This is a genomic window from Paenibacillus cellulositrophicus (genome assembly GCF_009363095.1).
GTDB lineage: Bacteria > Bacillota > Bacilli > Paenibacillales > Paenibacillaceae > Paenibacillus_AQ > Paenibacillus_AQ favisporus.
Genome location: NZ_CP045295.1, coordinates 6469325 through 6492910, shown reverse-complemented (window position 1 = coordinate 6492910; position 23586 = coordinate 6469325). Strand labels below are relative to the sequence as shown.

18 protein-coding genes are annotated in these 23586 nt (G+C 53.1%); 9 read left to right on the top strand and 9 right to left on the bottom strand.

What is annotated here, in order from left to right; all coding sequences use genetic code 11:
- Nucleotides 1-11: 11 nt before the first annotated feature.
- The 4 genes from GCU45_RS29610 to GCU45_RS29595 all read left to right on the top strand — a co-directional run bounded on the left by GCU45_RS29610 (nucleotide 12) and on the right by GCU45_RS29595 (nucleotide 4371).
- Nucleotides 12-1103, top strand: coding sequence for an endospore germination permease (locus GCU45_RS29610; RefSeq protein ID WP_152402598.1), 1092 nt, complete (start codon nucleotides 12-14; stop codon nucleotides 1101-1103).
- Nucleotides 1100-2950 (top strand): spore germination protein, encoded by a 1851-nt coding sequence (locus tag GCU45_RS29605; protein WP_244364335.1) that lies wholly within the window; start codon nucleotides 1100-1102, stop codon nucleotides 2948-2950. The genes GCU45_RS29610 and GCU45_RS29605 overlap by 4 nt, the downstream gene beginning before the upstream one ends.
- Nucleotides 2947-4092 carry a Ger(x)C family spore germination protein gene (locus GCU45_RS29600; RefSeq protein ID WP_152402597.1) on the top strand — a complete coding sequence of 382 codons (1146 nt, stop codon included), beginning with the start codon at nucleotides 2947-2949 and terminating at the stop codon, nucleotides 4090-4092. Before GCU45_RS29605 ends, GCU45_RS29600 begins: the two co-directional genes overlap by 4 nt.
- Nucleotides 4093-4170: 78 nt before the next feature.
- The gene (locus GCU45_RS29595; RefSeq protein ID WP_076167546.1) at nucleotides 4171-4371 is read left to right on the top strand and encodes a hypothetical protein; all 201 of its coding nucleotides are present in this window, start codon (nucleotides 4171-4173) and stop codon (nucleotides 4369-4371) included.
- A gap of 81 nt (nucleotides 4372-4452) precedes the next feature.
- Here GCU45_RS29595 and map read toward each other — a convergent pair whose 3' ends face one another.
- The 5 genes from map to GCU45_RS29570 form a co-directional block, all read right to left on the bottom strand.
- Complete coding sequence (map, locus tag GCU45_RS29590) at nucleotides 4453-5199, bottom strand: type I methionyl aminopeptidase (protein ID WP_076169476.1); 747 nt, start codon at nucleotides 5197-5199, stop codon at nucleotides 4453-4455.
- 166 nt (nucleotides 5200-5365) lie between these two features.
- Complete coding sequence (locus GCU45_RS29585) at nucleotides 5366-7630, bottom strand: YhgE/Pip family protein (RefSeq protein ID WP_152402595.1); 2265 nt, start codon at nucleotides 7628-7630, stop codon at nucleotides 5366-5368.
- A 226-nt stretch (nucleotides 7631-7856) separates the two neighbouring features.
- On the bottom strand, nucleotides 7857-8438 hold the full coding sequence (locus GCU45_RS29580; protein ID WP_105443472.1) for a TetR/AcrR family transcriptional regulator: 582 nt from the start codon (nucleotides 8436-8438) through the stop codon (nucleotides 7857-7859).
- 121 nt (nucleotides 8439-8559) lie between these two features.
- Nucleotides 8560-8898, bottom strand: coding sequence for a protein YmzB (locus GCU45_RS29575; protein WP_152402593.1), 339 nt, complete (start codon nucleotides 8896-8898; stop codon nucleotides 8560-8562).
- Nucleotides 8899-9153: 255 nt separating this feature from the next.
- Nucleotides 9154-14619, bottom strand: a complete 5466-nt coding sequence (locus GCU45_RS29570) for a HAMP domain-containing protein (RefSeq protein ID WP_152402591.1) — start codon at nucleotides 14617-14619, stop codon at nucleotides 9154-9156.
- 284 nt (nucleotides 14620-14903) lie between these two features.
- Between GCU45_RS29570 and GCU45_RS29565 the strand changes: the two genes are divergently transcribed.
- Both GCU45_RS29565 and GCU45_RS29560 read left to right on the top strand, forming a co-directional pair.
- Nucleotides 14904-15296, top strand: coding sequence for a nuclear transport factor 2 family protein (locus tag GCU45_RS29565; protein ID WP_152402590.1), 393 nt, complete (start codon nucleotides 14904-14906; stop codon nucleotides 15294-15296).
- Between the two features lie 38 nt (nucleotides 15297-15334).
- Complete coding sequence (locus GCU45_RS29560) at nucleotides 15335-16225, top strand: NmrA family NAD(P)-binding protein (protein WP_152402588.1); 891 nt, start codon at nucleotides 15335-15337, stop codon at nucleotides 16223-16225.
- A gap of 89 nt (nucleotides 16226-16314) precedes the next feature.
- On the opposite strand, the gene GCU45_RS29555 is transcribed toward GCU45_RS29560, so the two are convergent.
- Nucleotides 16315-16911: a TetR/AcrR family transcriptional regulator gene (locus GCU45_RS29555; protein ID WP_152402585.1), complete on the bottom strand. Its 597-nt coding sequence runs from the start codon at nucleotides 16909-16911 to the stop codon at nucleotides 16315-16317.
- A gap of 217 nt (nucleotides 16912-17128) precedes the next feature.
- Nucleotides 17129-18097, bottom strand: coding sequence for a helix-turn-helix transcriptional regulator (locus GCU45_RS29550; protein ID WP_341874533.1), 969 nt, complete (start codon nucleotides 18095-18097; stop codon nucleotides 17129-17131).
- A 237-nt stretch (nucleotides 18098-18334) separates the two neighbouring features.
- Here GCU45_RS29550 and GCU45_RS29545 point away from each other — a divergent pair, with 237 nt between their 5' ends.
- A complete protein-coding gene (locus GCU45_RS29545; RefSeq protein WP_208837083.1) occupies nucleotides 18335-19120 on the top strand; it encodes an alpha/beta hydrolase in 786 nt (261 codons plus the stop codon).
- A 139-nt stretch (nucleotides 19121-19259) separates the two neighbouring features.
- On the opposite strand, the gene GCU45_RS29540 is transcribed toward GCU45_RS29545, so the two are convergent.
- Nucleotides 19260-19667, bottom strand: a complete 408-nt coding sequence (locus GCU45_RS29540; protein ID WP_152402581.1) for a DUF6223 family protein — start codon at nucleotides 19665-19667, stop codon at nucleotides 19260-19262.
- A 366-nt stretch (nucleotides 19668-20033) separates the two neighbouring features.
- On the opposite strand from GCU45_RS29540, the gene GCU45_RS29535 reads away from it, so the two are divergent.
- On the top strand, nucleotides 20034-20720 hold the full coding sequence (locus tag GCU45_RS29535; RefSeq protein ID WP_152402579.1) for a response regulator transcription factor: 687 nt from the start codon (nucleotides 20034-20036) through the stop codon (nucleotides 20718-20720).
- 89 nt (nucleotides 20721-20809) lie between these two features.
- Nucleotides 20810-21835 (top strand): sensor histidine kinase, encoded by a 1026-nt coding sequence (locus tag GCU45_RS29530; protein WP_244364333.1) that lies wholly within the window; start codon nucleotides 20810-20812, stop codon nucleotides 21833-21835.
- A gap of 124 nt (nucleotides 21836-21959) precedes the next feature.
- Here GCU45_RS29530 and GCU45_RS29525 read toward each other — a convergent pair whose 3' ends face one another.
- Nucleotides 21960-23504, bottom strand: a complete 1545-nt coding sequence (locus tag GCU45_RS29525) for an MDR family MFS transporter (RefSeq protein ID WP_152402575.1) — start codon at nucleotides 23502-23504, stop codon at nucleotides 21960-21962.
- Between the last annotated feature and the right edge of the window lie 82 nt (nucleotides 23505-23586).

Sequence of the window (23586 nt, the reverse complement as noted above, 5' to 3'; positions counted from 1 at the left end):
TGATTAACGCAATGGGTTCTGTCAATCGAATGAGTTTCTCCCAAATCTGTATGATCCTCATGTTAATGAACGGGCTGACCAGTCATGTCATTGTGAATCCCATGATTCTGGATTCGTCCGGCAGAGATGCCTGGGTTTCCGTCATCATGGCGGCGGTCTTTTACGTGCCCTGGTCGCTGCTGCTCGTCTTGTTCATGAAGAGATCCGGAAATCGGAAGCTGCAGCCGTGGCTTGCCGATCGGACCAAACCATGGATTTCCTGGGTCCTCATGGCCCCGATATGCCTGTATTTGTATTTAATAGGTGGCCTTACGCTTCTTCATACCTCCACCTGGACGATCACCAATTACCTGCCGGCCACGCCGAAGCTGGTGCTCGTTACCGTACTGGCGCTTGTTTGCCTGTACATGGCAAAAACCGGGCTGCGCTCCATGGCCATTGGAGCTGGCGTCCTGCTTCCTATTGTCGTCTTCCTGGGGATTTTCGTCTCGGTTGCCAATACGGCGCACAAAAATTACAAATTGCTGTTCCCCCTGATGGAGCACGGCTGGGTGCCACCTGTTCATGGCATGCTGTATGCCGGAGGTGCGTTCATCGAACTCATCGTCATCGTCACGATGCAGCACCGGATCCGGTCGAATGTGAAACCCTGGCATATGGTCGTGTTTGCGCTGTTGATGGTTTGGATTACGCTGGGACCCGTTATAGGAGCCATCACCGAATTCGGGCCGTATGAAGCGGCCAAGCAGGCCACGTCCCCTTATGAGCAGTGGCGGCTTGTCAAAATCGGCGATTATGTGGAACATGTGGACTTTTTGTCGGTGTATCAGTGGCTTGCCGGGTCAACCGTACGGGTCAGCCTATCCTTGTTTTTGCTTGCGGATATTATGCCTTTCTCTAGTCAAACGATGCGGAACCGATTTATCCTCGCCCTTACGTTCAGTTACATCGTGCTGTGCATGTTTCCGTACAGCCAGCAGAACTTTTATAACATGATGTACCAGATTTATTTTCCGGCATCGCTGATCTTGGGAATCGCGTATTCCCTGCTGTGCGTTGGCATGTCCTTCATTCCGGAGAAAAGGAGGGAACGTACGACATGACGGATACTGAAAATAAACATAACATGCCCCAAGGGAGCAATGAACCAGCAGAGGACCAGAAATCAGAAGGTCATCCGCATGGTGATAAACGTGACCAGGATCACGAAAAAAGCGGGGATCAAGGTAAACGGCGCGACCATTCATTGGAAGATCCGTCTTCAGAAGAATCGGGCCAGGAAAATCGCGCACCGCTGGACGACACCGAAGATGACAACGGGGACAACATCGGCCCTGAACATGACAAGGATAAAAGAAACGATGAAGATGCAGAGCACGGCAAAGGTAACAGTAGAAATGAAAATACAGATAACAAAACTTCAGAAGACGGCCAGTCGGATGATAACAAGTCCCAAAAAGACCAAAAGGACGACAACCCCTCGGAGGATCCGACGCTTTGGAATTTCAGTAAGCTGAACGATTTATTTGCGAAAAGTGCAGATATTAAAGTCCAAATGCATCGGCTCAGCAAATCCAATCCTTATTCGGAAATCGTATTGGTCTTTGCTGATGGTCTGTGCGAGTCGTCGCAGATCGGCAAAGTCATTCTGCCGGAGCTCTACGACATGTATGAGAAAGACGGCCTTCCATCCAAAAAAGGCGAACTGCTTGCAGGCAAACTTCCGCTGAGCGCGCTAAAGCACAATGCGCCCAGCAGCGCGGTGGAAGAAGCGGTCTTTCAGGGGAGTGTCGTCCTGTTCCTCCCGCATACCAACGAGCTGTATACGATGGACATCAGCAGCATGCCCAAGCGGACCCCGGAAGAGTCTACAACTGAAATTTCTGTCAAAGGCCCGAAAGACGGTTTCACCGAAGATATCAGCACAAACGTCGCACTGATCCGCAAGCGGCTCCGCAGCACAACACTCTGCAATGAGACGTTTATTATGGGCAGACGAACACGGACGCGCGTATCGCTCCTTTACATTGATGACATCATCTCACCGAAGCTCCTGGAGGAAGTCAAAAAGCGGATGTCCAAGATCGACATGGACGGACTATATACGGCGAGCCAGTTGGAGGAATTGTTGTCCGACTCGAAGTATTCCCTGCTGCCGCTGATCGATTTTACGGGCCGGCCGGATTACGCGGTCAGCTCGTTAATCAACGGGAGATTTGTCATCATCGTAGACGGCAATCCGATGGCGCTTACGGGACCCGGCTCACTGTCCCTGCTCATGAAGTCGCCGGAAGACATCCACTTTAACTACATTTATGTCTCCTTCGTGCGCCTGATTCGCGTGCTCAGTCTCGTCTTGTCCGTGGCTCTTCCGGGATTCTGGGTGGCCTTGACCGCATTTCACCAGGACCAGCTCCCATACCGGATGTTGGCGACCATTTCAGTGACCCGTCTGGGCCTGCCCTTTTCCGCTCAGATGGAGCTGTTTCTGCTGCTCCTGCTGTTTGAGATCTTCCGCGAGGCCGGCATCCGGCTGCCCACCACGATCGGCCAGACCTTGACCGTCATTGGCGGTCTCATCATCGGCGACGCCGCCATCCGTGCCGGGCTGGTCTCTCCGTCATCGGTCGTCGTAGGCGCCATTACGACCGTCACCGGCGCGACCCTGGTCAACCAAAGCTTAACCTCGGTCATCAGTGTTATCCGGTTCACCTTGTTCCTGATCGCCTCGTTTCTGGGCATGTACGGTCTCATTCTCGGCTTGATTCTGCTGCTGATCTACGTATCCCGCCTCCGGACGTTCGGAGAGTCCTATCTTGCGCCGGTTTCGCCTTTCCGGTTCAAGGATTTTATCAACTCGGTCATCCGTCTGCCGTGGGAAAAAGTCAAAAGCCGCACCTCCTTCCTGAATCCGCAGGATCCGGATCATCAGGGGGAATCTCCGACATGAAAAGAACGGTGCTATCCATCGTGTGCTGTGCGCTGCTGCTTCTCCTGCCGGGATGCTGGAACTCCAAGGATATTCAGAATATGGCTTATGTGACAGCGATCGGACTTGATTACGAGGATGGAAAATATAAAAGCTACATTCAGGTGCTGAACTTCTCGAATGTTGCTCAATCCCAAAATGCCCAGGTCGGTAAAGTCGTGCCGATCTGGATCGGTACGGGAGAAGGGAAGACCGTGACCGAATCGCTGACGTCCATCTACTCGACGGCCCAGCGCCGTGTATTTTGGGGCCATATGAAAGCAGTCGTTTGTTCCGAGCGGCTGCTCAAGCATGGCATGGACCAAGTGTTTGACATGCTGAACCGGTTTCGGGAGATCCGCTATAACGTGCTGCTGTACGGGACGAAAAATCCGATTCAAGACATTTTGACGGAGAAGTCCATCCTGAATTTTTCTCCACTGGAAAGCGTATTGGAATCACCGCAGCAAATTTATACGCAGCGTTCGTTTATCCTGCCCATTTACGAATTCAAAATTTTGGCCATGTTAAAAGAACCAAGCGGTACGGCGATTCTTCCATCGTTGACGATCGACATTAAGGACTGGTATGAAGATAAAAAGGACCACCCGATGCTCCGGGTGAACGGAGCTTATTTCTTTGACAACCGGGAGCTCCGCGGATGGCTGTCGGAGGATGACCTGAGGGGAACCCGCTGGATTCAGCAGCAGCTTGAACAGACACCCATCAACATCCCAGTCGGCGAAACCCCTGTGGCCAGCCTGATTCTGATGAAACCGCATTTTGTCGTGGAACCCAAATTGGAGAACGATAAAATACACTTCAATATCCGGATCGGGCTTAAATCCTATATAGATCTGCTCATCAAGGATACACCGGAGTCGACGCTCGAGAAAATGGCCGCTGAACTGGTCAAGAAAGAAGTCATCGAGAGCTATAAAAAAGGCGTTGCCTTGAAATCCGACGTGCTCATGCTGGAAGACAAGCTGTACCGGAAATACCCTGGCAAATGGAGGGAGCTCAGCAAGCAGTCCGATTTTATTTTGACCGAGGATATGCTCAAAAACGTGGACGTCACCATTACGATGGTGAACTCCGGAAAGTACAAGCAAAGGGTTCACTGATCCACCGGAGCATGGTATGATGAAGCAAAGAATGCGTTCCTGTCATGCACAGCCAAGGATCAAGGAAGGTGATTGTATATGTGGATTTACATCGTCGTGATCGGCATCGCCCTGCTGGCTGCTGTCGGGACGTTCTGGGTCGGTTTTTCCGCAGAAAATAAGAAGCGTAACCCGGAATACGAGCATCGTACGAAGAAGAATTTGTCCAAGCTGACTTCCATGTACGTGGTGACCGTGGTCCTGGCCATCATCATCTGCGTTGCGGTGTATTTGAAATAGCTTGCGCTCCACATGAACAAAGAGAAGCACCACAAGGATGCTTCTCTTTTTGTATTTCTGAAGGCCGTCTGGGGAGTTCGATTACTGTGCTGTCAAAATTTCCGGACCGTTCGCTGTAATCGCGAGGGTGTGCTCGTACTGGGCCGACAGTCCGCCGTCCAGCGTTCTGGCCGTCCAGCCGTCGCTGTCCATCTTGCTCCGGTAAGTACCGGTATTCAGCATCGGCTCGATCGTAATCACCATGCCTTCCTTCAGCCGTGGACCCACATTCGCCGGTCCGTAGTGGGGAACCTGCGGCGCTTCGTGCATTTCCTCCCCGATGCCGTGGCCGATGAAATCGCGTACGACCGAGAAGCCTTCACCTTCGGCATAAACCTGGATCGCATGCGAGATGTCGCCGATCCGGTTGCCGATGACCGCCTTCTCGATTCCTTTGTACAGGGATTCATGCGTCACGTCCAGCAGGCGCTGCGCCTGCTCGGAAATGTTTCCGACCGGATAGGACCATGCAGAGTCGGCCAGCCAGCCTTTCAGGTTGACCACCATATCCACGGTAATGATATCCCCGTCCTTCAGCACCGTTTTGCCTGGGAAGCCATGGCAGATCACGTCGTTTACCGAAGTGCAGGTCGCATAAGGAAAACCGTTGTATCCTTTCTGCTCGGGTGTAGCCCCATGCTTGCGGATGAATTGTTCTGCGAAACGGTCAATCTCTATAGTGGTGATGCCGGGAGCGATCATCTTGCGGATCTCACGGTGGCAGGCAGCCAAAATTTCGCCCGCTTCTTTCATGTACTTGATCTGGTCTTTCGTCTTCAGAATTATCATTTTTTTATCTACCCTCATTCCTGTCTGTATCTTCTTATTATACCCAATATCGTCAATGTCCGAAATCTACCCGTTTCATCTTATGCGTAATAAGGCGAAAAGGAGCTCCGGTCCTTCGATGGGAAGAACCGGAACTCCTGTGAATGGATGGTTATCGCGAGTGCAATTAAGCCGTTTGCGGCTCTGCAGGAACTTCCTTCGCCTTGCGGCCCTTGATCAGGAAGTAGACAAGGGTCAAAGCAAGGAAAATCACGGCGTCGATACCCAGGATGCCTGCCTGCTTCCACACCAGATCGAAATCGCCGCTGGCAATAATCGCCTTGTATCCGAGCACGCTGTGGGACATCGGAAGCCAAGGATTCAGCGGCTTCAGCCAATCCGGAATCAGCTCCAGCGGGAACGTTCCGGCGCTGGTTGCCAGCTGCAGAATCAGCAGGATGATGATCAGGAAGCGTCCCGGCATATCCATCCAGGTGACGAACGCCTGCACGATAAACATAAACGTCAAGCTCGTAATAAAAGAGAAGAGGAAGAAGAGTGGTACGCTTCGAACCTCCAGCCCCAGTCCGTACAGAATGATCGCTGCCGCGACCACGGACTGGAACAAGCTCATGCCCGCGAAGGACAGCGAACGGCTGACAAACCGGCTGAAGCCGGAAGCGCCAGGAACCGTCGTTACTTTGAGCGAAATGACCAGCGTCGAAATGAGCGCTCCGACGAACAGGCCGAGCGACATGAAGTACGGCGTCAGACCTGTGCCGTAGTTCGGCACTTTGCGGTCATCGATTTCCTTCGTATCAACCGGGGAAGCGAACATTTCCACAAGCGCATCGGTCTTCTTGAGCTCGGAGGTTTTATCCGCCGCGTCTGTCAGCTTCGTCTGCAGCTCCTTCGAACCGTCCTCCAGCTTGCTGATGCCGCTCTTCAGGTCACCTGCGCCGTTGTTCAGCTGCTGCGAACCGTCGGCAAGTGTTCCGAGCCCGCTGGCCAGCTTGTTCACGCCGCCCTGCAGCTGGCTGGATCCTGCCAGGAGCTGCTGAGCGCCGCCCACCAGGCTCTGGCTGCCGCCGGCCGCTTCGGACAGCTTCTGGCCGAACGTTTGCAGGCCGGCCGTTAGCTGCTGCTGGCCGGCATTCAGCTTGGATGCGCCGGCCACGAGCTGCTGCTGGCCTTGTACGAGCTGTCCGCTGCCTGCGGTGAGCTGCTGCGTGCCCGCATGCAGCTGGGCCGCGCCGCTAGCCAGCTTCTTCTGGCCGGCATTCAGCGAGTTCGCCCCGCTGAGCAGCTGCTGCTGACCCTGCGCGAGCTGGGCGCTGCCGTCAGCTACCGCCTGGCTGGCTGCGATGAGCTTCTGCAGCTCAGGGTTTGCCGCGAGCTCAGGACTCGCTTTGGCCAGCTGCTGCAGGCCGTCGGCCACGCCTTTGGCGCCGTCGGCGACCTTCTGAGCGCTGCCTGCGGAAGATTCAAGGCCGCTCGCCAGATCGGCGCTTCCCTTCTCCGACGCCTTCAGGCCGGATTCCAGTCCGGCTGCGCCCTCATCGGCGCTCTTCAGACCGGAATTCAGGTCTTGGGCGCCCTTGAGCGAGGACTGCAGCCCTTGATACAGCTGCTCGCCGCCCTTCTGGGCCGACACGGCCCCTGCGGTCAGCTGACCCTGTGCGCTGCTCAGCTGGCTGAGCCCGCCGGCAAGCTTCTTGGCGCCGCCTTCCAGGTCGCCTACACCTTTGGTCAGGTCGCTTGCCCCTTTGGCCAGCGGACCCATGCCGTCCTTCGCTTCCAGGGTGCCTGCGGCCAGCTTGCCGAGGTTCTCCTTCAGCTTGACGGCTCCTTCATCCAGATCGTTGGTGCCGTTGTGCAGCTTGCCCGCGCCTTCACCGGCTTCGGCCAAACCGTCCGATACCTCCGTAAAATTGTCCAGCAGGCTGTCGGTATACGATTCCGTTACCTTCGCGGATACTTTGGACTTGATATCTTTTACGGCCGTATTGCCGATCTGGGAGGCCACAAAGTTGTAGTCTCCGTTCGGCTCGTATTCGATGCTGGCCGGCTGCGGATTTTCATCCATCAGCGTCGTCGCTTTGCTGGAAAAATCCTCGGGGATCGTAATTTTCATATAATAACGGTTATCCTTGATTCCCTGCTCAGCTTCTTTTTCACTGACAAATTCCCAGTCAAAGTCCTTGCCTTTCTTCAGTTCGTCCACTAAATCGTCTCCGATGTGGAGCTGCTTGCCTTTGAATTCGGCGCCCTTATCCTTGTTGACCACCGCTACCGGCAGTTGGTCCAGATGACCGTAGGGGTCCCAAAAGGCCGCCAGATATACGCCGCTGTACAAAATCGGAATAAACATGACGGCAATGACCGGAATGAGCACTTTCGGATTTTTTACGGCCGCCGCCAAATCTTTAAAAAACACGGCTATTGATTTCATGTTTCCGGGCTTCCCCCTTTACGTTATTTAGTATGACTCAGACACTCCCGAGTATCATTGACTGATTTCTTCAATTGGTCAGTTTTGCGCATACGGAAATACTCCGGACAAATGGCCCCCACATCGTGGGGCCATTGCTCCGAGACGTACTCGGGTACTTCGCCGTGGCGCCTGATAAAGGCCGCAGCGGTCCCTGCTCTTATAAAGGGATATAACGCATGCCCGGTTATTTCACAGACAGCCCTTCTTCCAGAAACAGCCGGAAGTGCTGTCTGATTTCCGCCTTGGTTAACGTTTCTTGATGCTGTTTGTTCCATTCGGACGTCAAGGCGACATACATTTTCAGCATGAGGAAAGCGACGACGGACGGATCGCATTCACGGATTTCGTGCTGCTCCACCGCGAACCGGACTTCCTTCTCCATATAGCCGAGGATGACACCCTCCACCCGGCTCATCGCCTCTTGGGACTGTGGCGTCCCAAAGTCTCTGACCTCCTGTGAGAGCTTGATCAGTAGCTCATGCTCCCCCCGGAATTCCAGAAGGGAGTCCAGAACCCGGAACAGGTTGTCGAAAAACGGCTTCCGGTGATCCACTTCCCGCTCAATGATCGTCTTCATTTCGGAGATGACGCCGTGCAGAATTTCGTCAAACAGCTGTTCCTTCGTATCGAAAAACGTATAAATCGTTCCTTTTCCCACATTAGCGATCTTCGCTACCTGCTCCATCGTCGTCGCCTTGTACCCGAACAAGGAAAAGGACTGGGCAGCCGCGCCCAGCACCTGTTTCTTCCGGTCGACCGATCCTATGATGTTCTCCTCCCATCTAAACGCGTATCAGCAAAAACTGACCAATTTTCAATTTCAGTCATAAGGTCATTTTTACTTTACCACATTTATTGGAATATGCAAAGATACTTATTGAAATTTTTCAAGATTGTATGAAAATTTCATATTTTGCCCGTTCCGTTTCCATGGAAAGCTGCTGCTCCTGTACTTCCGCGTACTTCAATCCGTCAACGTAAATTTGGTATGTGCTCTGCGGAAGTGGGATATCTCCCTGCTCGTTCACCACAGCTCCGCTGCCGTGGAGGATCAGCGAATCCCCTTCGGTATATTCGTCAATCGTCGGTGTGCTCGGCTTGTACTCCACATCCTCCAGCGTGATTCGTGTCTGGTCGGTGTCCTCGAGCTCCTGTTTGCGGATCATAACGGTCTGCTGTTTATGCGCGTTCAGCCAGTCGGTTACGGATTTGAGAGATTCGTTCATTGAAAAGCCCTTCTTTCTGCGTAGTAGTCATTGCCTTCATCTCCGGGTGCTGTTGATGCCGATGAAGCGGCCGCGGCCCGTCTATAAAGAGTCTAACCATTCCGCCGAAAGGCAAAACATCCCTGGAGATCACGATCTCCCCGCCAAGCAGGATCAAAGAACAGTGGCTTATTGTGATAGGGACATTGCCGAGAATAGAAAAAGAGATGCCTCCCACCACAAACAGCGGGAAACATCTCTAAATGTCCGTTCCTTCTACTCCTCCTGGTCCGGCCCGGCATCTTCCTCAGGTGCCGTCGTTCCGAGCCAGCTGCGGATCATCGACAACAGCTGCGCGCTGTTCACCGGCTTGGTAATGTAGTCGGATGCTCCGGCTTCCAGGCATTCCTCCCGGTCGCCTTTCATCGCCTTGGCGGTCAGAGCAATGATCGGGAGATCTTTGAACAGCGGCTTGCTGCGGATCGCCCGAGTCGTTTCGTAGCCGTCCATGACCGGCATCATGATGTCCATCAGCACAATCTCGATATCCGGCGTCTGCTCCAGAATTTGAATGGCCTCGTGACCGTTTTCGGCAGGAACGACCATCATCTGATGACGCTCCAGGATGGTAGTCAAGGCAAAAATGTTGCGGATGTCGTCGTCCACTACCAGAACCTTTTTATACTGAATCATCTCGTCGGATTGATACAGCTTGCGCACAAGCTCTCCCGCCTGTTCTGTCAGGTCATCCGGCTTGCGGTGCAGGAACAGGCTCGTCTCGTCGATCATCTGGGCCGGCGTCTTGACCTCTTTGATGACCGCGGATTTGGTCAGCTCTTCCAGTTCCTCCTCTTGGTCATGGTTCCATTTGACGCTCCGGTTCAAGACCAATGGCGTGTGCTTGTTCTTTGGATTTTTCTGCATTTCCCGGACGAACTGCAGAACGTTCATATCCTCCAAATCGTTATCCGCGAGCACGCAGTCAAAATGCTCATTCTTCAAGGTCTCGAGCGCTTCCCGGGCGGTCTGCGTCATGATGATCCGCACGTCCTCGCTGCCCAGAAGAGCCGCCCATTCCTGGCAGCGCTCATCTTCCGTTGCGGCCAGCAGCAGGCTGCGGCTTTGTTCAGCGGCAAACCGGCTCAGCTGATCCAGCGCCTTCTCTAGGTCTTCGTTGGTGACCGGCTTGCAAACATACTCATAGACTCCCTTGCGGAGCAGTTCAACTTCATCCTCTTCGACGGTGATGACGCAGACCGGAATATGCCGGGTTGCCAAGTCGTTCTTCAAGTGCTCAATGACCATCCAGCCGTCCATGTCGCCGAGGCGCAGATCGAGCGTAATCGCCTCCGGCTGGTATTTTCTCGCCAGCTCGAGTGCGCCGGATCCTTTTGTCGTGATGACGGCCTTGATATTCTTCCGGTGCAGCAGCTCCAGCAGGATTTCGTTAAACTTCACGTCGTCTTCAATGATGAGAAAGACGCGATCTCCCGGCTCGATCCGCTCCCGGTCGTCGTTCACGTCATCCGCCCTGCGGCTGAAGGTCAGCTTCTGCTCCGGCGGCGTGACATCGATGATTTCCGGCACGTATTTCGGCGTTTCCTCCTGCGGCCCCATTTCAGTGTCGACCGGCAGGTAGAGGTTGAAAATACTGCCTTTGCCGACGACGCTGTAAAGCGTCAGTTCCCCGCCAAGCAATTGGGCGATCTCACGGGAAATGGCCAATCCGAGCCCCGTGCCGCCATACACCCGGTTCGTGCTGCCGTCCGCCTGCTGGAACGCCTCGAAAATGATCTGCTGCTTGTCCTCCGGAATGCCGATTCCGGTGTCGCTGACCGAGAAGCACAGCACGTTCGGCGCTTGGTTCAGCGACTCGTTATCCCTGCTCCAGCCTTCGCTGGCCCGCCGCAGGGCCAAAGTAACCTGGCCCTTCTCCGTGAACTTAAAGGCGTTCGACAGGAGGTTTTTGAGCACCTGCTGCAGCCGCTTCTGATCGGTAACCACCGTATCCGGCACGTTCGGGTCCACCTTGATGCTGAACTCAAGCAGGCTGTTATCCACCATCGGGCGGAATGACCGGTCGAGGCTGTCCGTCAGCGCTTTGAGGGACACTTCGCTGAAGTCCGGCGTTACGGTGCCTGATTCAATTTTGGACAGATCCAAAATTTCATTGATCAGGTTCAGCAGCTCCAGACCCGAATCCTGGATCGTTTTGGCGAATTTGACCTGATGTTCGCTCAAATTCTCATCCGGGTTATCCGCAAGTTGTTCGGCAAGTAGGAGGAGAGAATTGAGCGGTGTTCTTAATTCATGCGACATATTGGCCAAAAACTCCGATTTGTAGCGTGAGGTCAGCGCAAGCTGCTCCGCCTTCTCCTCCAGGAACTGCTTCGCAACCTCGACCTCCTGGTTTTTGCTCTCGACCTCGGCCTTTTGCAGGACGAGCAGCTTCGCCTTGTCCTCCAGCTCCTCATTCGTATGCTGAAGCTCCATCTGCTGCTTCTGCAGCTCCTCCGTCAAGGACTGCGACTGCATGAGCAGCTCCTCCGTCCGGCGGTTGGCCTGCATCGTGTTCACGACGATGCCGATCGATTCGGTCAGTTGATCCAGGAAAGCCAGATCGATCTCGGTAAACGCCCGGAAGGACGCCAGCTCCAGCACGCCAAGCACATGCTCCTCGAATATAATCGGCAGCAGCACGATATTGAGCGGCACGGCTTCGCCGAGACCCGAAGATATCATGACATAATCATGCGGCACATTCGTCAACAGGATACGCTGCTTCTCCACGAGGCACTGGCCGACCAGCCCTTCGCCGGCATGGAAGCGGTTCGACAGATGCTTCCGGTTCTGGTAGGCGTAGCTGGCAAACAGCGTCAGCACCGGTTCGTCGTTCTCCGGCTCGTTGATATAGAAGACGCCGTGCTGCATCGACACGAGCGGCGCCAGCTCCGACAGGATCATGCGGCTGATGGCATACAGGTCACGCTGTCCCTGCAGCAATCTCGAAAACTTCGCGAGATTGGTCTTCAGCCAGTCCTGCTCGGTATTGATGCGGGTCGTCTCTTTCAAGTTCCGGATCATTTCGTTCACATTGTCCTTCAGCGCGGCAACCTCGCCGGCCGCAGCGACATCGATTGTCCGGGACAGATCCCCTTTGGCTACCGCCGTGGCCACATTGGTGATTGCGCGGACCTGCGTGGTCAATGTGCTCGCCATATAGTTGACATTGTCGGTCAAATCCCGCCAGGTGCCGGCGGCCCCCGGAACGCTGGCCTGACCGCCCAGCTTTCCTTCTGCGCCGACCTCACGGGCGACGGTAATGACCTGATCGGCGAACGTATCCAGCGTCTCGGTCATATTGTTGATCGTATCGGCCAATTCGGCAATTTCGCCCTTCGCATCCACGTTCAGCTTCTGCTTCAGGTTCCCGTTCGCCACAGCGGTCACGACCTTGGCGATACCGCGGACCTGATCCGTCAGATTGTTCGCCATAATGTTAACGTTGTCGGTCAAATCCTTCCAGATGCCGCCGACCCCGCTCACCTGTGCCTGTCCGCCCAGCTTGCCGTCTGTTCCGACTTCGCGGGCGACGCGCGTGACCTCGGAGGCAAACGAGTTCAGCTGGTCCACCATCGTATTGACTGTATTTTTCAGCTCCAGCAGCTCGCCGCTGACGTCGACCGTAATTTTCTTGGACAAATCCCCGTTGGCGACCGCAGTGGTCACACCGGCAATGTTCCGCATCTGGATCGTCAGGTTGCGGGTCATGTTGTTCACCGTATCGGTCAGGTCCTTCCAGGTACCCGACACATCCTTGACGTTCGCCTGGGCACCGAGCTTGCCTTCTGTTCCGACCTCGCTGGCCACCCGCGTTACTTCCGACGCGAAATTGCTGAGCTGGTCTACCATCGTGTTCATTGTGTTTTTCAGCTCGAGCAGTTCGCCCTTGACGTCGACCGTAATCTTCTTGGACAAGTCGCCCTTCGCTACAGCCGTCGTCACTTCGGCGATGTTCCGCACCTGATTCGTCAGGTTACGGGCCATATTGTTAACGCCTTCGGTCAAATCCTTCCACGTGCCGCCGACGCCCCGGACCTCGGCCTGTCCGCCGAGCTTCCCTTCGGTGCCGACCTCGCGGGCGACGCGGGTAACCTCGGACGCAAACGTGCTGAGCTGATCCACCATCGTGTTGATCGTATTTTTCAGCTCAAGGATTTCGCCCTGAACGTCCGCGGTGATCTTCTTCGACAGGTCCCCGTTCGCCACCGCCGTCGTCACGACGGCGATATTGCGCACCTGATTCGTCAGGTTCGAGGCCATGTAGTTGACGTTCTCGGTCAGATCGCGCCACGTGCCGGCCACGCCCTTCACCTGCGCCTGACCGCCAAGCATGCCGAGCGTTCCGACCTCGCGGGCCACGCGGGTAACTTCGGACGCAAACGTGCTGAGCTGATCCACCATCGTGTTGATCGTATTTTTCAGCTCGAGAATTTCACCCTTGGCGTTAACCGTGATGTGCTTGGACAGGTCGCCCTTTGCCACCGCTGTCGTCACTTCGGCGATGTTACGGACCTGGTTGGTCAGATTGCTGGCCATGGAGTTGACGCTTTCGGTCAAGTCACGCCATGTTCCTGCTACGCCGCTGACCTCCGCCTGTCCGCCCAATATGCCCTCGGTGCCGACTTCGCGGGCGATCTTCGTCACTTCGGAAGCGAACATGGACAGCTGGTCCACCATCGTGTTGATCGTATTTTTAAGTTCCAGGATTTCACCCTGAACGTTGGCAGTAATTTTTTTCGATAAATCCCCGTTGGCAACAGCTGTCGTAACGACCGCAATATTGCGGACCTGATCCGTCAAATTCGTGGCCATGTCGTTGACGCTCTCCGTCAAATCTCTCCACGTGCCGGACACACCCTTGACGTTCGCCTGCCCGCCGAGCTTTCCTTCCGTGCCGACCTCGCGGGCCATTCGGGTGACCTCGGACGCAAAGGTCGACAGCTGTTCCACCATCGTATTAATCGTATTTTTCAATTCCAGAATTTCGCCGCTGGCATTGACCGTGATCTGCTTGGTGAGATCGCCCTTGGCCACTGCCGTCGTCACTTCGGCGATGCTGCGCACCTGGCTCGTCAGATTAGCCGCCATGCCGTTCACGCTGTCGGTCAGATCCTTCCATGTCCCTGAGACGCCTTCAACATCGGCTTGACCGCCCAAAATGCCTTCAGTCCCCACCTCTTTGGCTACGCGAGTTACTTCGGAAGCAAACTTGCTCAGCTGGTTAACCATCTTGTTGATGTTGTTGGCGGATTTTTTGAACTCGCCGGTCAGCGGCCGCCCTTCAAACTCCAGATCCACCTTTTGCCGCAAATCGCCCTGGGCAACCGCGTTGATCACGCGCACCATCTCGCTGGTCGGCTGGATCAGGTCACTGACAAGACCGTTTAACGATTCTACAGCCGCCTCCCAAGACCCGCCGGTATTTTTATGGGAAAACCTGCGCGACAGCTTGCCCTCTTTACCGACAACCCTGGCAACGGTATCGATTTCGGACACAAGGCTCTCCTGCATTTCCATGATCTCATTAAAGGTGTCTGCGATTTTTCCGGCGATGCCCGTCTGATCATATGGCATGCGGTATGTAAAATCTCCCTTTTTAAAAGCCATCAGCGCATCGAGCAGTTCCTTGGACTGAACCTGGCTCTCTTGCGAATCCGGTTTCAAATGCTGATCCGACATGGTCAAATCCCTCTCTCGACATAATTTTACACCGTTCATTGCTGGTAAACATGATTTCTCTATTATTCTACTATGCCGATTAAAATCTGTCATTTTTCTGCCAGGTAAAAGTTAAAAATTACACTTTAGCGAAAGTACAAAAAACTGCCCGAACAGCCCGGATATTTTTTGATCGATCAGTCCGAATATATTTGACTGTTCAGTCCGGAAAGTGATATAGTGAGTCTAGGCCATCCATCATTATGTAATAACACCTATTCCATCAAGAAAGCGAGGCAACAGAAATGAGTACTTTGTCACACGAGCAAGCCGAACAGCTCATTCATCTTTTCGCAGACCGTTATATTCGTAAGGATTATGCTGCATTTATCAATTTGTTTGCTGAAGATATCGTCTTCGAATTTCCTTATGCTCAGGAACCTAATCCTAAACGCCTGGAAGGAAAGACCGTGCTATTGGAGTATTTGGAGAAGTTAGGAAAAGTGCTTGAGATCACCTCATTCACTTCACCGGTCATTCATGTAGCGGCCGGCGCCCCGGTGTTCTTCGCTCAGTTCGGGGCGAGCGGCAAAAACCTGGTCACAGGCAAACCTTATGAGCAAAGCTATATATCCGTAGTCGAAGTTCAAGATGGAAAGATTGTCCACTATCAGGACTACTGGAATCCATTAGCGTAAGATATAGGACAATTATTAGAACTGAAGGAGAGAACCGTATGCATAATGAATCATTCACGCGCATTCTACTAACCGGAGGAGAGGGCAATACCTCCTCCCGCATTGCACAGCTGCTCGACAGTCAAGGTTACCTGATTCGAAGAGCCGGACGCAGTATACCCAAGCCTGGGGATAAGAAAATGGGTGAACACGTCCCGTTCGACTGGTTCGATGACTCTAACCACGATGACCTCCTAAAGGACGTTCATGCCGTGTATTTGGTTGCACCTGCAAGTATGCACCCTGAAGAGGTCATGATTCCTTTTATCCGCAGAGCACTTGACGCCTCAGTTAAGCGCTTCGTCCTGTTATCCAGTGCCTCGATTCCGGAAAAAGGACCCATCTTCGGCGCCGTTCACCATTATCTTCGTCAGCACGCCCCCGAATGGGCCGTACTGCGCCCTTCCTACTTCATGCAGAACTTCACGAATGCCGGACACGGGCACGGATACTCGTTGCGCCATAGCGGGTGCATCTATACTGCAGCTGGGGACGGCAGGGTAGGTTTCGTCGACGCCGATGATATTGCAGCTGTAGGCTTCCATGCCCTAACCGACAAGGAGCCCTATAACCGGGAGCTTATCATTACTGGCCCGGAATCCCTTACTTATGACGATGTGGCCCAAGTCATACGCAGCGTTACCGGCCTGAACGCCAAGCATATCCATATCACATCAGAGCAACTTACAGAGCGGCATAAGGCCTCCGGTTTGCCGGAAAGCTATGCCAAATACCTGGCCGGTATGGATGTCGGCATCCGCCTCAAAGGAATGGAGGATCACGTTACGGACACGGTACTTCGTGTAACCGGGCGAGAGCCGCGTTCCCTTGAACAATTCATTTCGCTAAACAAGACATGGTTTTCAATAGATAACCAAAGGGCACTTTGAGAAAAAAGGCTCTCCTGTGATCATCGTTTAAGATGACCACAGGAGAGCCTTTTGGGTTCAGGGATTCACTTGTATAAGAGACTTACCGCTTAGCTGCCTTGCATCGTCCGGAAGACGGACAGTACCATTTGCATGATGCCAAGCAGCTTCGGCTCATCCATTCCGAGCTTGGCTGACGTTATCAGAGCGATCCGCTCGTGAACGAGGAAACGGGCAAGGTCTCGGATGTTCACCTCTGTGCTTATTTCCCCTTCTGTCACCGCATGTTCCAGCATCGTGTAAAAGATCTGCTCCGACAGTTCGGTATTCGCCTGCAAATAAGCAGCCAGCTCCTCATGATGAGGGGCCTGCTCGATCGCGCTACTAATAATGAAGCATTGCAGGCGCTGTTCGGGGTCCATTAGGACCTTAATGACGGTAGTGAAGACGAGCTCTACCTTGTCAACCACCGTTCCAGGCCCTTCACAATGCTTCCTCAGCTCCTGATTCTTCTGATCCATATAGTGCTTGACTGCTGCGAAAAACAAATCCCACTTCGTTCCATACGTATCGTATATACTTTGACGGGCAATGCCCAGTCCAGTGATTAAATCCGGTAATGAGGTGCCTTCATAGCCGCGGTTCCCAAAGATGTTCATAGCCTTATGCAGGATCTCATTCGTATCAAAAGCCTTCGTTCTTGCCACGGTCCTCCCCCTTTCTCCAGTTATTCATATAAGTTATTATACTATAATTGCGGGCGAACCCTCACAATTCCCATATGCACAGTCGGCCAACAAACCTCTATCGATTGCCGTGGACAGGGAACAATGGGTGAGAAAACATGCGGAATATTCTCCGCACCTAACTTGCGAAAGAAATCTAGATCCACCAATAAACTTGAAATCGGGAGACTGGCAGTTTTTAAACTTTATACTCTTCGAGAGCACGGACCAGCTTTGTTCTGACCGCTTCTCTCAGCTCTTCCGGTTGGAGCACGACCGCTTCAGCACCGAACGAAAAAAAATAATCAGCAAAGAATGGTATTTCGGACGGAAAGATCCCCATTTCCAGTATGCCTGTGCCGTCCTCGGAACGATGTACTTCTCCCCAAGGGAAAATCCAGCTCTTTTCTCGGAATAACTCAATCCCTTTTGCCGTTAGTTTCACTTTAACATCTACGCTTTCCAGAGTGTTGTAGAAATGAGGCCCCCAGTTCGTTAAATCTACCTCTGAAACATCCACTGTAGGCGTTGACGCTTCGGCATCCGCCAAGACGGCTGACCCTATCCGATCTACCCGGAATAATCGGAAAGCTTTTCGGAAATAGCAGTAAGCCGGGCAAAACCAATATCCCTCATGGGCATATATACCGATGGGTTGAATCGTTCTTTCATGGGTACCATTCTTTCGAATTCCATAATTGATTGTTACGGGCAACCTTCTAATGGACGCTTGGAGCAATAACTCAAGGTAGCCAGCTCGTTCTGGGCGTGTATGCGTAAAGAAGTCAATTCGGTTTCGCATCTCGTCGATCTGACTTTTCACATCTTCCGGTAAATACCTGTAAAATTTTCGAAGTGCGGATGTTGCAGATGCCTCGAAAGGCAGCGAGCTGAAGTGTCGAAGGGCATGGGAAGCAAAAAACATGGAGAATGCCTCATTTTCCGTAAATGAGATCGGTGGAAGGCTTCGCTCTGTCAGAACATGGTATCCGCCTCCTGCACCAACTTGAGAGTATAAAGGCACTCCCATACCACTCAGCTCCTGCAAATCGCGCAGCATGGTTCGGGTAGACACACCAAATTCTTCGGCAAGCTCTTTGACGGTGAATTTCCGTTTTCGATTTACCGCCATCATCAATTCAATCAGGCGCCTCGACTTCCCCATCATATTCACCCCCAAAAAATTATAGTGACAAGTTCTGTCACATTCATATTATACACTATGATTACGCCGGATCGTTGGGAGAGATTGACGGTAGAAAGCGATATAAAAAAAGAGAAGGAGATTATTCATATGTCTAGAGAACAACGTAACAAATTGGATGAAATGCTGCGGCGTCCTAAGCCCGCCAAGCCGCAAACTGTCGAGGAGATGCGCATGAACTTCGCTGCCATGATGGCAACTATGTTAGTACCTGCCGGCGTGCGGACCACACCGACGACCCTTGGTAATCGGCCCGGTGTGATCGTTGACCCTGCACAGGATACCCGCCCAGGAGTCATTCTTTATTTCCATGGCGGCTCGTATATTATGGGCTCCCCCTACACGGCTATGTCCCTTACCGCGAACCTGGTCGACAAGACCGGTATCCGGTCCGTCTCACTCGATTATCGCCTCGCCCCGGAACATCCGTTCCCTGCGGCTCTTGAGGATGCTCTCGCAGCCTATCGTGAGCTTCTGGACAAAGGAGCCCAGGCGTCGTCTATTGCGTTTGCCGGCGACTCTGCCGGCGGCGGTATTGCTGTCTCGACTTGCCTGATGGCACGGGACGCAGGCCTGCCGATGCCAGCAGCGGTCGTGACGTTCTCGCCGGGGCTCGATAAGACGCATTCCGGAGCAAGTATGGGTAACAAAACGGGGCTCGATCCGTTCTTCACCCGTGAGGGCTTTGCATTGACGGACGAGATGTACCTCGCAGGACAGGATCCGAATCATGAACTCGTAAGCCCCGCCAGGTTCGCCGATCTTACCGGATTCCCACCGATCCTGCTGCAGGCCGGAACCAATGAGCTGCTTCTTGACGATTCCACGCAGTTAGCCGATCGTGCACGTGCAGCAGGCGTCGATGTCATCCTTGACGTTACCGCCGACGTCCCGCATGTGTTCCAGGCGTTCACAGGTATGCTTGATGAAGCCGATCAAGCCCTGGACCGTGCTGCACTGTTCATCACACAGCATCTCAGATGTTGAATGCAAATGTTTAAAGATTTGCTAATAAAAATGCTCCCTTATACGATAAGGAGAGCATTTTTTTCTTTATTGCATTTCATTTGTTGGACCGCTTGCAGCGGTCCAAGTCGGCCAAAATCAGGTATTTAACGATTACGCATCAGCCCGAATGGCGAGATCGAGCCAAAGTCAACCCGGCAAGGACGATGCCGACCAACCCCATTACAATGGCAATGATGGCTCCGGCCCGCCCGCTGCCGGTTCCGAAATCTCCGGTAAAAATGGTCAAATGCAGCAGGGCGTAGACTATGACAATCAGCCCCACCACCCCGGACACGATGGCCCCGCGCCTCCCACTGCCCTTACCGAATCGACCTGCCGAGCGAGCCAAAGAAAGCCCGCCGAGGATCGCGCCGATCAAGCCCAACATCGCATCTAACGAAGCCCAGATTCGCCCAGGGGTAGCTGCTCCGTATCCGACATTACCATTGGCCGCAGCAGCGGAAGCAATTGATGGAACAAGTAGAAAAACACAAAATATAGCGAACATCACCATCTTTATTTTCATTGGTCAAAGCTCCTTTTTGTTTTTGATTCGTTCTTCACCACTGCCGTGTACACGACACGCGTTCTAACTGCGAGCAGTGAAAGATCGGCTGCTTCCACCGTACGATCCAGGGCTTCAGGTTCACTGCGGTTTACGGGTAGATTACTCATCTTTGAATCCTCGCCTTCGTTAATTTAAGATTTTTGTTCTTATGCGTCTATCGCTCTGATTGCACAGTCAGTGTAAACAATAAATGTCGAGAACTTATGCAGATCCCGCTCCTTTTGTATGGATTTATTCATGATCGTGTTAAAACACAGTATAATTGGGGGTAAGTGATGGAGCTCACCTACTCGAAGCAGACTAAACTGGAAAGATGGGATTCGAATGGAAGCGAAGTTGTTGCTTGTGGAGGACGAACCAGGCATGCTTGAGGAGATGCAGACCTATTTGCATCGTGAGGGGTTTCGAGTATTGACCGCCCGTACCGGGAAAGAAGCGCTCATGATTGCCCGGTCTGAACGACCAGATCTCATTGTGCTTGATTGGATGCTTCCGGAGAAAAGCGGCATCGACGTGTGCCGTGAAATCAGACAAACCTCGAATTGCGGCATTATTATGGTCACAGCCCGTTCGGATGAAACGGATAAAATCGTCGGTCTTGAAATCGGTGCGGACGATTATTTGACGAAACCGTTCAGCTTGCGTGAGCTGTCATCGCGAATCCGTGCATTGCTTCGCCGCTTGCGTGGACCTGAAGACAAGCCAATACTTATTGAAAGAGACAACCTGACCATTTCCGAGACCAAATGTCAGGTGTTCAAGGATGGTCAGGAGATTCAACTGACACCGACCGAATTCAAAATTTTGCTCACATTGGCTGCGCGTCCCGGAATGGTTTTCAGCCGCCTGCAATTGTTAAAAGCCGCCCTCGCGGATGAATATATGGGCTACGAGCGAACGATGGATTCCCACATCCGGAATCTTCGCCGCAAGCTGGGAGACGATTCGGCCAATCCCCGTTATATTCAAACGGTCTACGGTTTCGGTTACCGATTCGGTGAACAATCATGACGCTCACGGTTCGCCAAAAAATATTTGTCTGCATGGGACTGCTCGTTTTTATTATCGGAGGTGTTCATGCCGTTACCAAGCAGGCTTATATGGAGTCGTTGTTCGATCAATATCGCAAGGAAGAAATCAGTACAGCTTATTTGAGCGCATCAGCCGCGGAACAAATTGAGCACTTGAAAACTTACGTTTCAGGAAAAATGCGGAAATTCGAGCTTGGGAATTGGTTCTTTTTCATCGCAACCGGGCTGTTCGCTAGTTTATGGATTTCAGGGGTGCTCACGATCCCGCTTCGAAAGCTTGTTGCCGCGATCGAACGCGTTGCGCAGGGAGATCTGGACGTGAACGTTCCTGTAAAATCAAAGGACGAATACGGCAAAGTCATCCGGACATTCAATGACATGACGCTCCGTCTCCGGGAAGCCGAGGACGCCCGCAGGCGGTTGGTAGCGGATGTCGCTCATGAGCTGCGGACCCCGCTGTCGATCATGCAGCTCAAACTAGAAAATGCTCAGCAGGCCGGTCAATCCGTCCCCCCGGAAATGCTGCTTAGACTCCATGACGAAGTGATCCGCTTAGGCCTGCTTGTGGAAGATCTTCATGTCTTGTCGCTGGCTGAGGCGGGCCGATTGGCGCTGGATTGCAAACCGCTCGATCTCTCAGCAAGACTTGAACAACTTGTGGACGATATGAACGTGGAGGCTGAGGAGAACGGGCTGGAAATGTGCTTCTCTTCAAACACAAGGCCGGTAACGGTGATGGCAGACGCGAGACGAATGACGCAGGTGTTCATCAATTTGTTGACAAATGCAGTTCGCTACACATCGGAAGGCGGAAAGGTTTCGGTTATCATTGAAGATCAAGTTTGGGATCAGAATGCACTTTATGTCTGTGTCTCGGTGATAGACTCCGGCATCGGTATTCCAGCTGATGAATTGGCTCACCTGTTCGATCGTTTTTATCGCGTGGAAAAGGCCCGTTCGCGGCACACAGGCGGAACGGGCCTCGGATTATCGATTGCTCATCATTTAGTCCGGGCCCACGGCGGGTTCATCCGCGTTGTGAGTGAACCCGGTCAAGGTACGACATTTAGCGTTTTTTTGCCTGTGCATACTTGAAAAAATATATCGCTCTTGTCCTATATAAAAATAATGTCCACATTCGTGTTGTAATTAAAAGTTTGCCTTCAATCAGCAAGGGCTGCCCGTGGAAACGGACAGCCCTTGCATTTTTTTAACCGATTTATACCGTTTTCTGCTGTTTTGCTGAAGCGGCCTTTTGTTCCTTGCTGACGGTGACTCTGGCATTTCCCATGCAGGCCACCACGACCGCGGCGATGGCGATCGGAATCAGCGCAAACAGGAATACGCGGGAAATGGAATGAGACATGGCATCCACGATGTTGTTGAGCACTTCGGCCGGAATTTTGGCGCGGTTGGCCGATTGGAAAATTTCCTGCGGACTGCCGACGTTGGCCATGGCCGAATTGGCCCCGCCGCCCATGCCTTTGAAATTTTCGGCAAGCCGGTTCGTGAACAAATTGTTCTGAATGGTGCCGAAAATCGTGATCCCCATCGTCATGCCGAGCGACCGCAAAAACTGGTTGGTCGAGTTTGCGGTACCGCGGAAGCGAGGCTCCAGGTTATGCTGGGATGCCGTCGGCAGCAGCGAGAACGAGAAGCCCATGCCGAAGCCGACGATGATCATGAAGATCGTCAGATACATCCGGGCGGTATCGGGGGTCAGCGTGCTGAGCAGATACATGCCGCCCAAATAGAAAATGACCGACATGATCATAAGGTTCCGGTAGCTTGTCTTGGTGGAGAAAATCCCGCCGATGGCGCTCCCGGCCACCGATCCCAGCATCATCGGCGTCAGGATCAACCCGGCGTTCGTAGCTGAACCGCCATACACCGCCTGCACGAAGATCGGGATATATACCGTCATGATGATAAAGGTTCCGCCGTACAAAAACGCGAGCAGCTGCGATGCCGCAAATAGCCGGCGTTTAAACAGGAAGAACGGCAAGATCGGCTCCTTCGCTTTCAGCTCCACGAAGAAGAAGATGATGAAGAACACCGCAAAGCTGGCAAACAGAGCAATAATCGGTGCGGAGCCCCATGCATACTCCTTGCCGCCAAGCTCCAATGCGAACATCAAGCTGATGACGGCGATAACGAGCGTCGAGGCGCCCCACCAGTCGATTTTTTGCTTATTATGGGAGGGGGACTCTTTGTAACTGCGCAAAATGAAAATCAGGGACACGATGCCGATTGGCACGTTGATGTAGAATACCCACTCCCAGCCGGCGTATTCGGTAATATACGCACCGAGCAGCGGTCCCACCACGCTGGCAGATCCGAACACGGCTCCGAGCAGCCCAGTCATTTTACCCCGGTTCTCCGGCGGAAAAATGTCGAAAATAATCGTAAACGCAATCGGCAGGAGTGCTCCTCCCCCGATCCCCTGAATCGCCCGGTACAAGCTCAGCTGTTCAATCGTCTGAGCCAGGCCGCACAGCGCGGACCCCAGCAAAAACACGGTTAAGCCGAAAATGAAAAAACGCTTCCTCCCGTACATGTCCGACAGCTTGCCGAAGATCGGCATGCCGGCCATCGTCGTCACCATATAGGCTGAGGTGACCCAGACGAATTTGTCCAGTCCCCCAAGATCGGATACGATCGTACCCATGGCGGTGGCGACAATGGTATTGTCAATGGCAGACATAAAAATGGCCAGCAGCAGCCCTGCTACGACCATTTTTATGTTGCTTTTCGTCGCTTCCATTGGTTATCTCCTTTACAATGTATTGTCCCTTCCGATAAAATGAAACCAAGTCATTATCTCGGAATTCAAGTATCTCGATCAT

Coding starts and splice junctions, on each gene's coding strand:
- map (WP_076169476.1), bottom strand. CDS start 5,199: ATGATAATTCTGAAGACGAAAGACCAGATCAAGTACATGAAAGAAGCG.
- GCU45_RS29545 (WP_208837083.1), top strand. CDS start 18,335: ATGTTAGTACCTGCCGGCGTGCGGACCACACCGACGACCCTTGGTAAT.
- GCU45_RS29575 (WP_152402593.1), bottom strand. CDS start 8,898: ATGAACGAATCTCTCAAATCCGTAACCGACTGGCTGAACGCGCATAAA.
- GCU45_RS29595 (WP_076167546.1), top strand. CDS start 4,171: ATGTGGATTTACATCGTCGTGATCGGCATCGCCCTGCTGGCTGCTGTC.
- GCU45_RS29550 (WP_341874533.1), bottom strand. CDS start 18,097: ATGATGGGGAAGTCGAGGCGCCTGATTGAATTGATGATGGCGGTAAAT.
- GCU45_RS29570 (WP_152402591.1), bottom strand. CDS start 14,619: ATGTCGGATCAGCATTTGAAACCGGATTCGCAAGAGAGCCAGGTTCAG.
- GCU45_RS29540 (WP_152402581.1), bottom strand. CDS start 19,667: ATGAAAATAAAGATGGTGATGTTCGCTATATTTTGTGTTTTTCTACTT.
- GCU45_RS29565 (WP_152402590.1), top strand. CDS start 14,904: ATGAGTACTTTGTCACACGAGCAAGCCGAACAGCTCATTCATCTTTTC.
- GCU45_RS29535 (WP_152402579.1), top strand. CDS start 20,034: ATGGAAGCGAAGTTGTTGCTTGTGGAGGACGAACCAGGCATGCTTGAG.
- GCU45_RS29600 (WP_152402597.1), top strand. CDS start 2,947: ATGAAAAGAACGGTGCTATCCATCGTGTGCTGTGCGCTGCTGCTTCTC.
- GCU45_RS29530 (WP_244364333.1), top strand. CDS start 20,810: ATGGAGTCGTTGTTCGATCAATATCGCAAGGAAGAAATCAGTACAGCT.
- GCU45_RS29585 (WP_152402595.1), bottom strand. CDS start 7,630: ATGAAATCAATAGCCGTGTTTTTTAAAGATTTGGCGGCGGCCGTAAAA.
- GCU45_RS29525 (WP_152402575.1), bottom strand. CDS start 23,504: ATGGAAGCGACGAAAAGCAACATAAAAATGGTCGTAGCAGGGCTGCTG.
- GCU45_RS29560 (WP_152402588.1), top strand. CDS start 15,335: ATGCATAATGAATCATTCACGCGCATTCTACTAACCGGAGGAGAGGGC.
- GCU45_RS29605 (WP_244364335.1), top strand. CDS start 1,100: ATGACGGATACTGAAAATAAACATAACATGCCCCAAGGGAGCAATGAA.
- GCU45_RS29610 (WP_152402598.1), top strand. CDS start 12: ATGGGTTCTGTCAATCGAATGAGTTTCTCCCAAATCTGTATGATCCTC.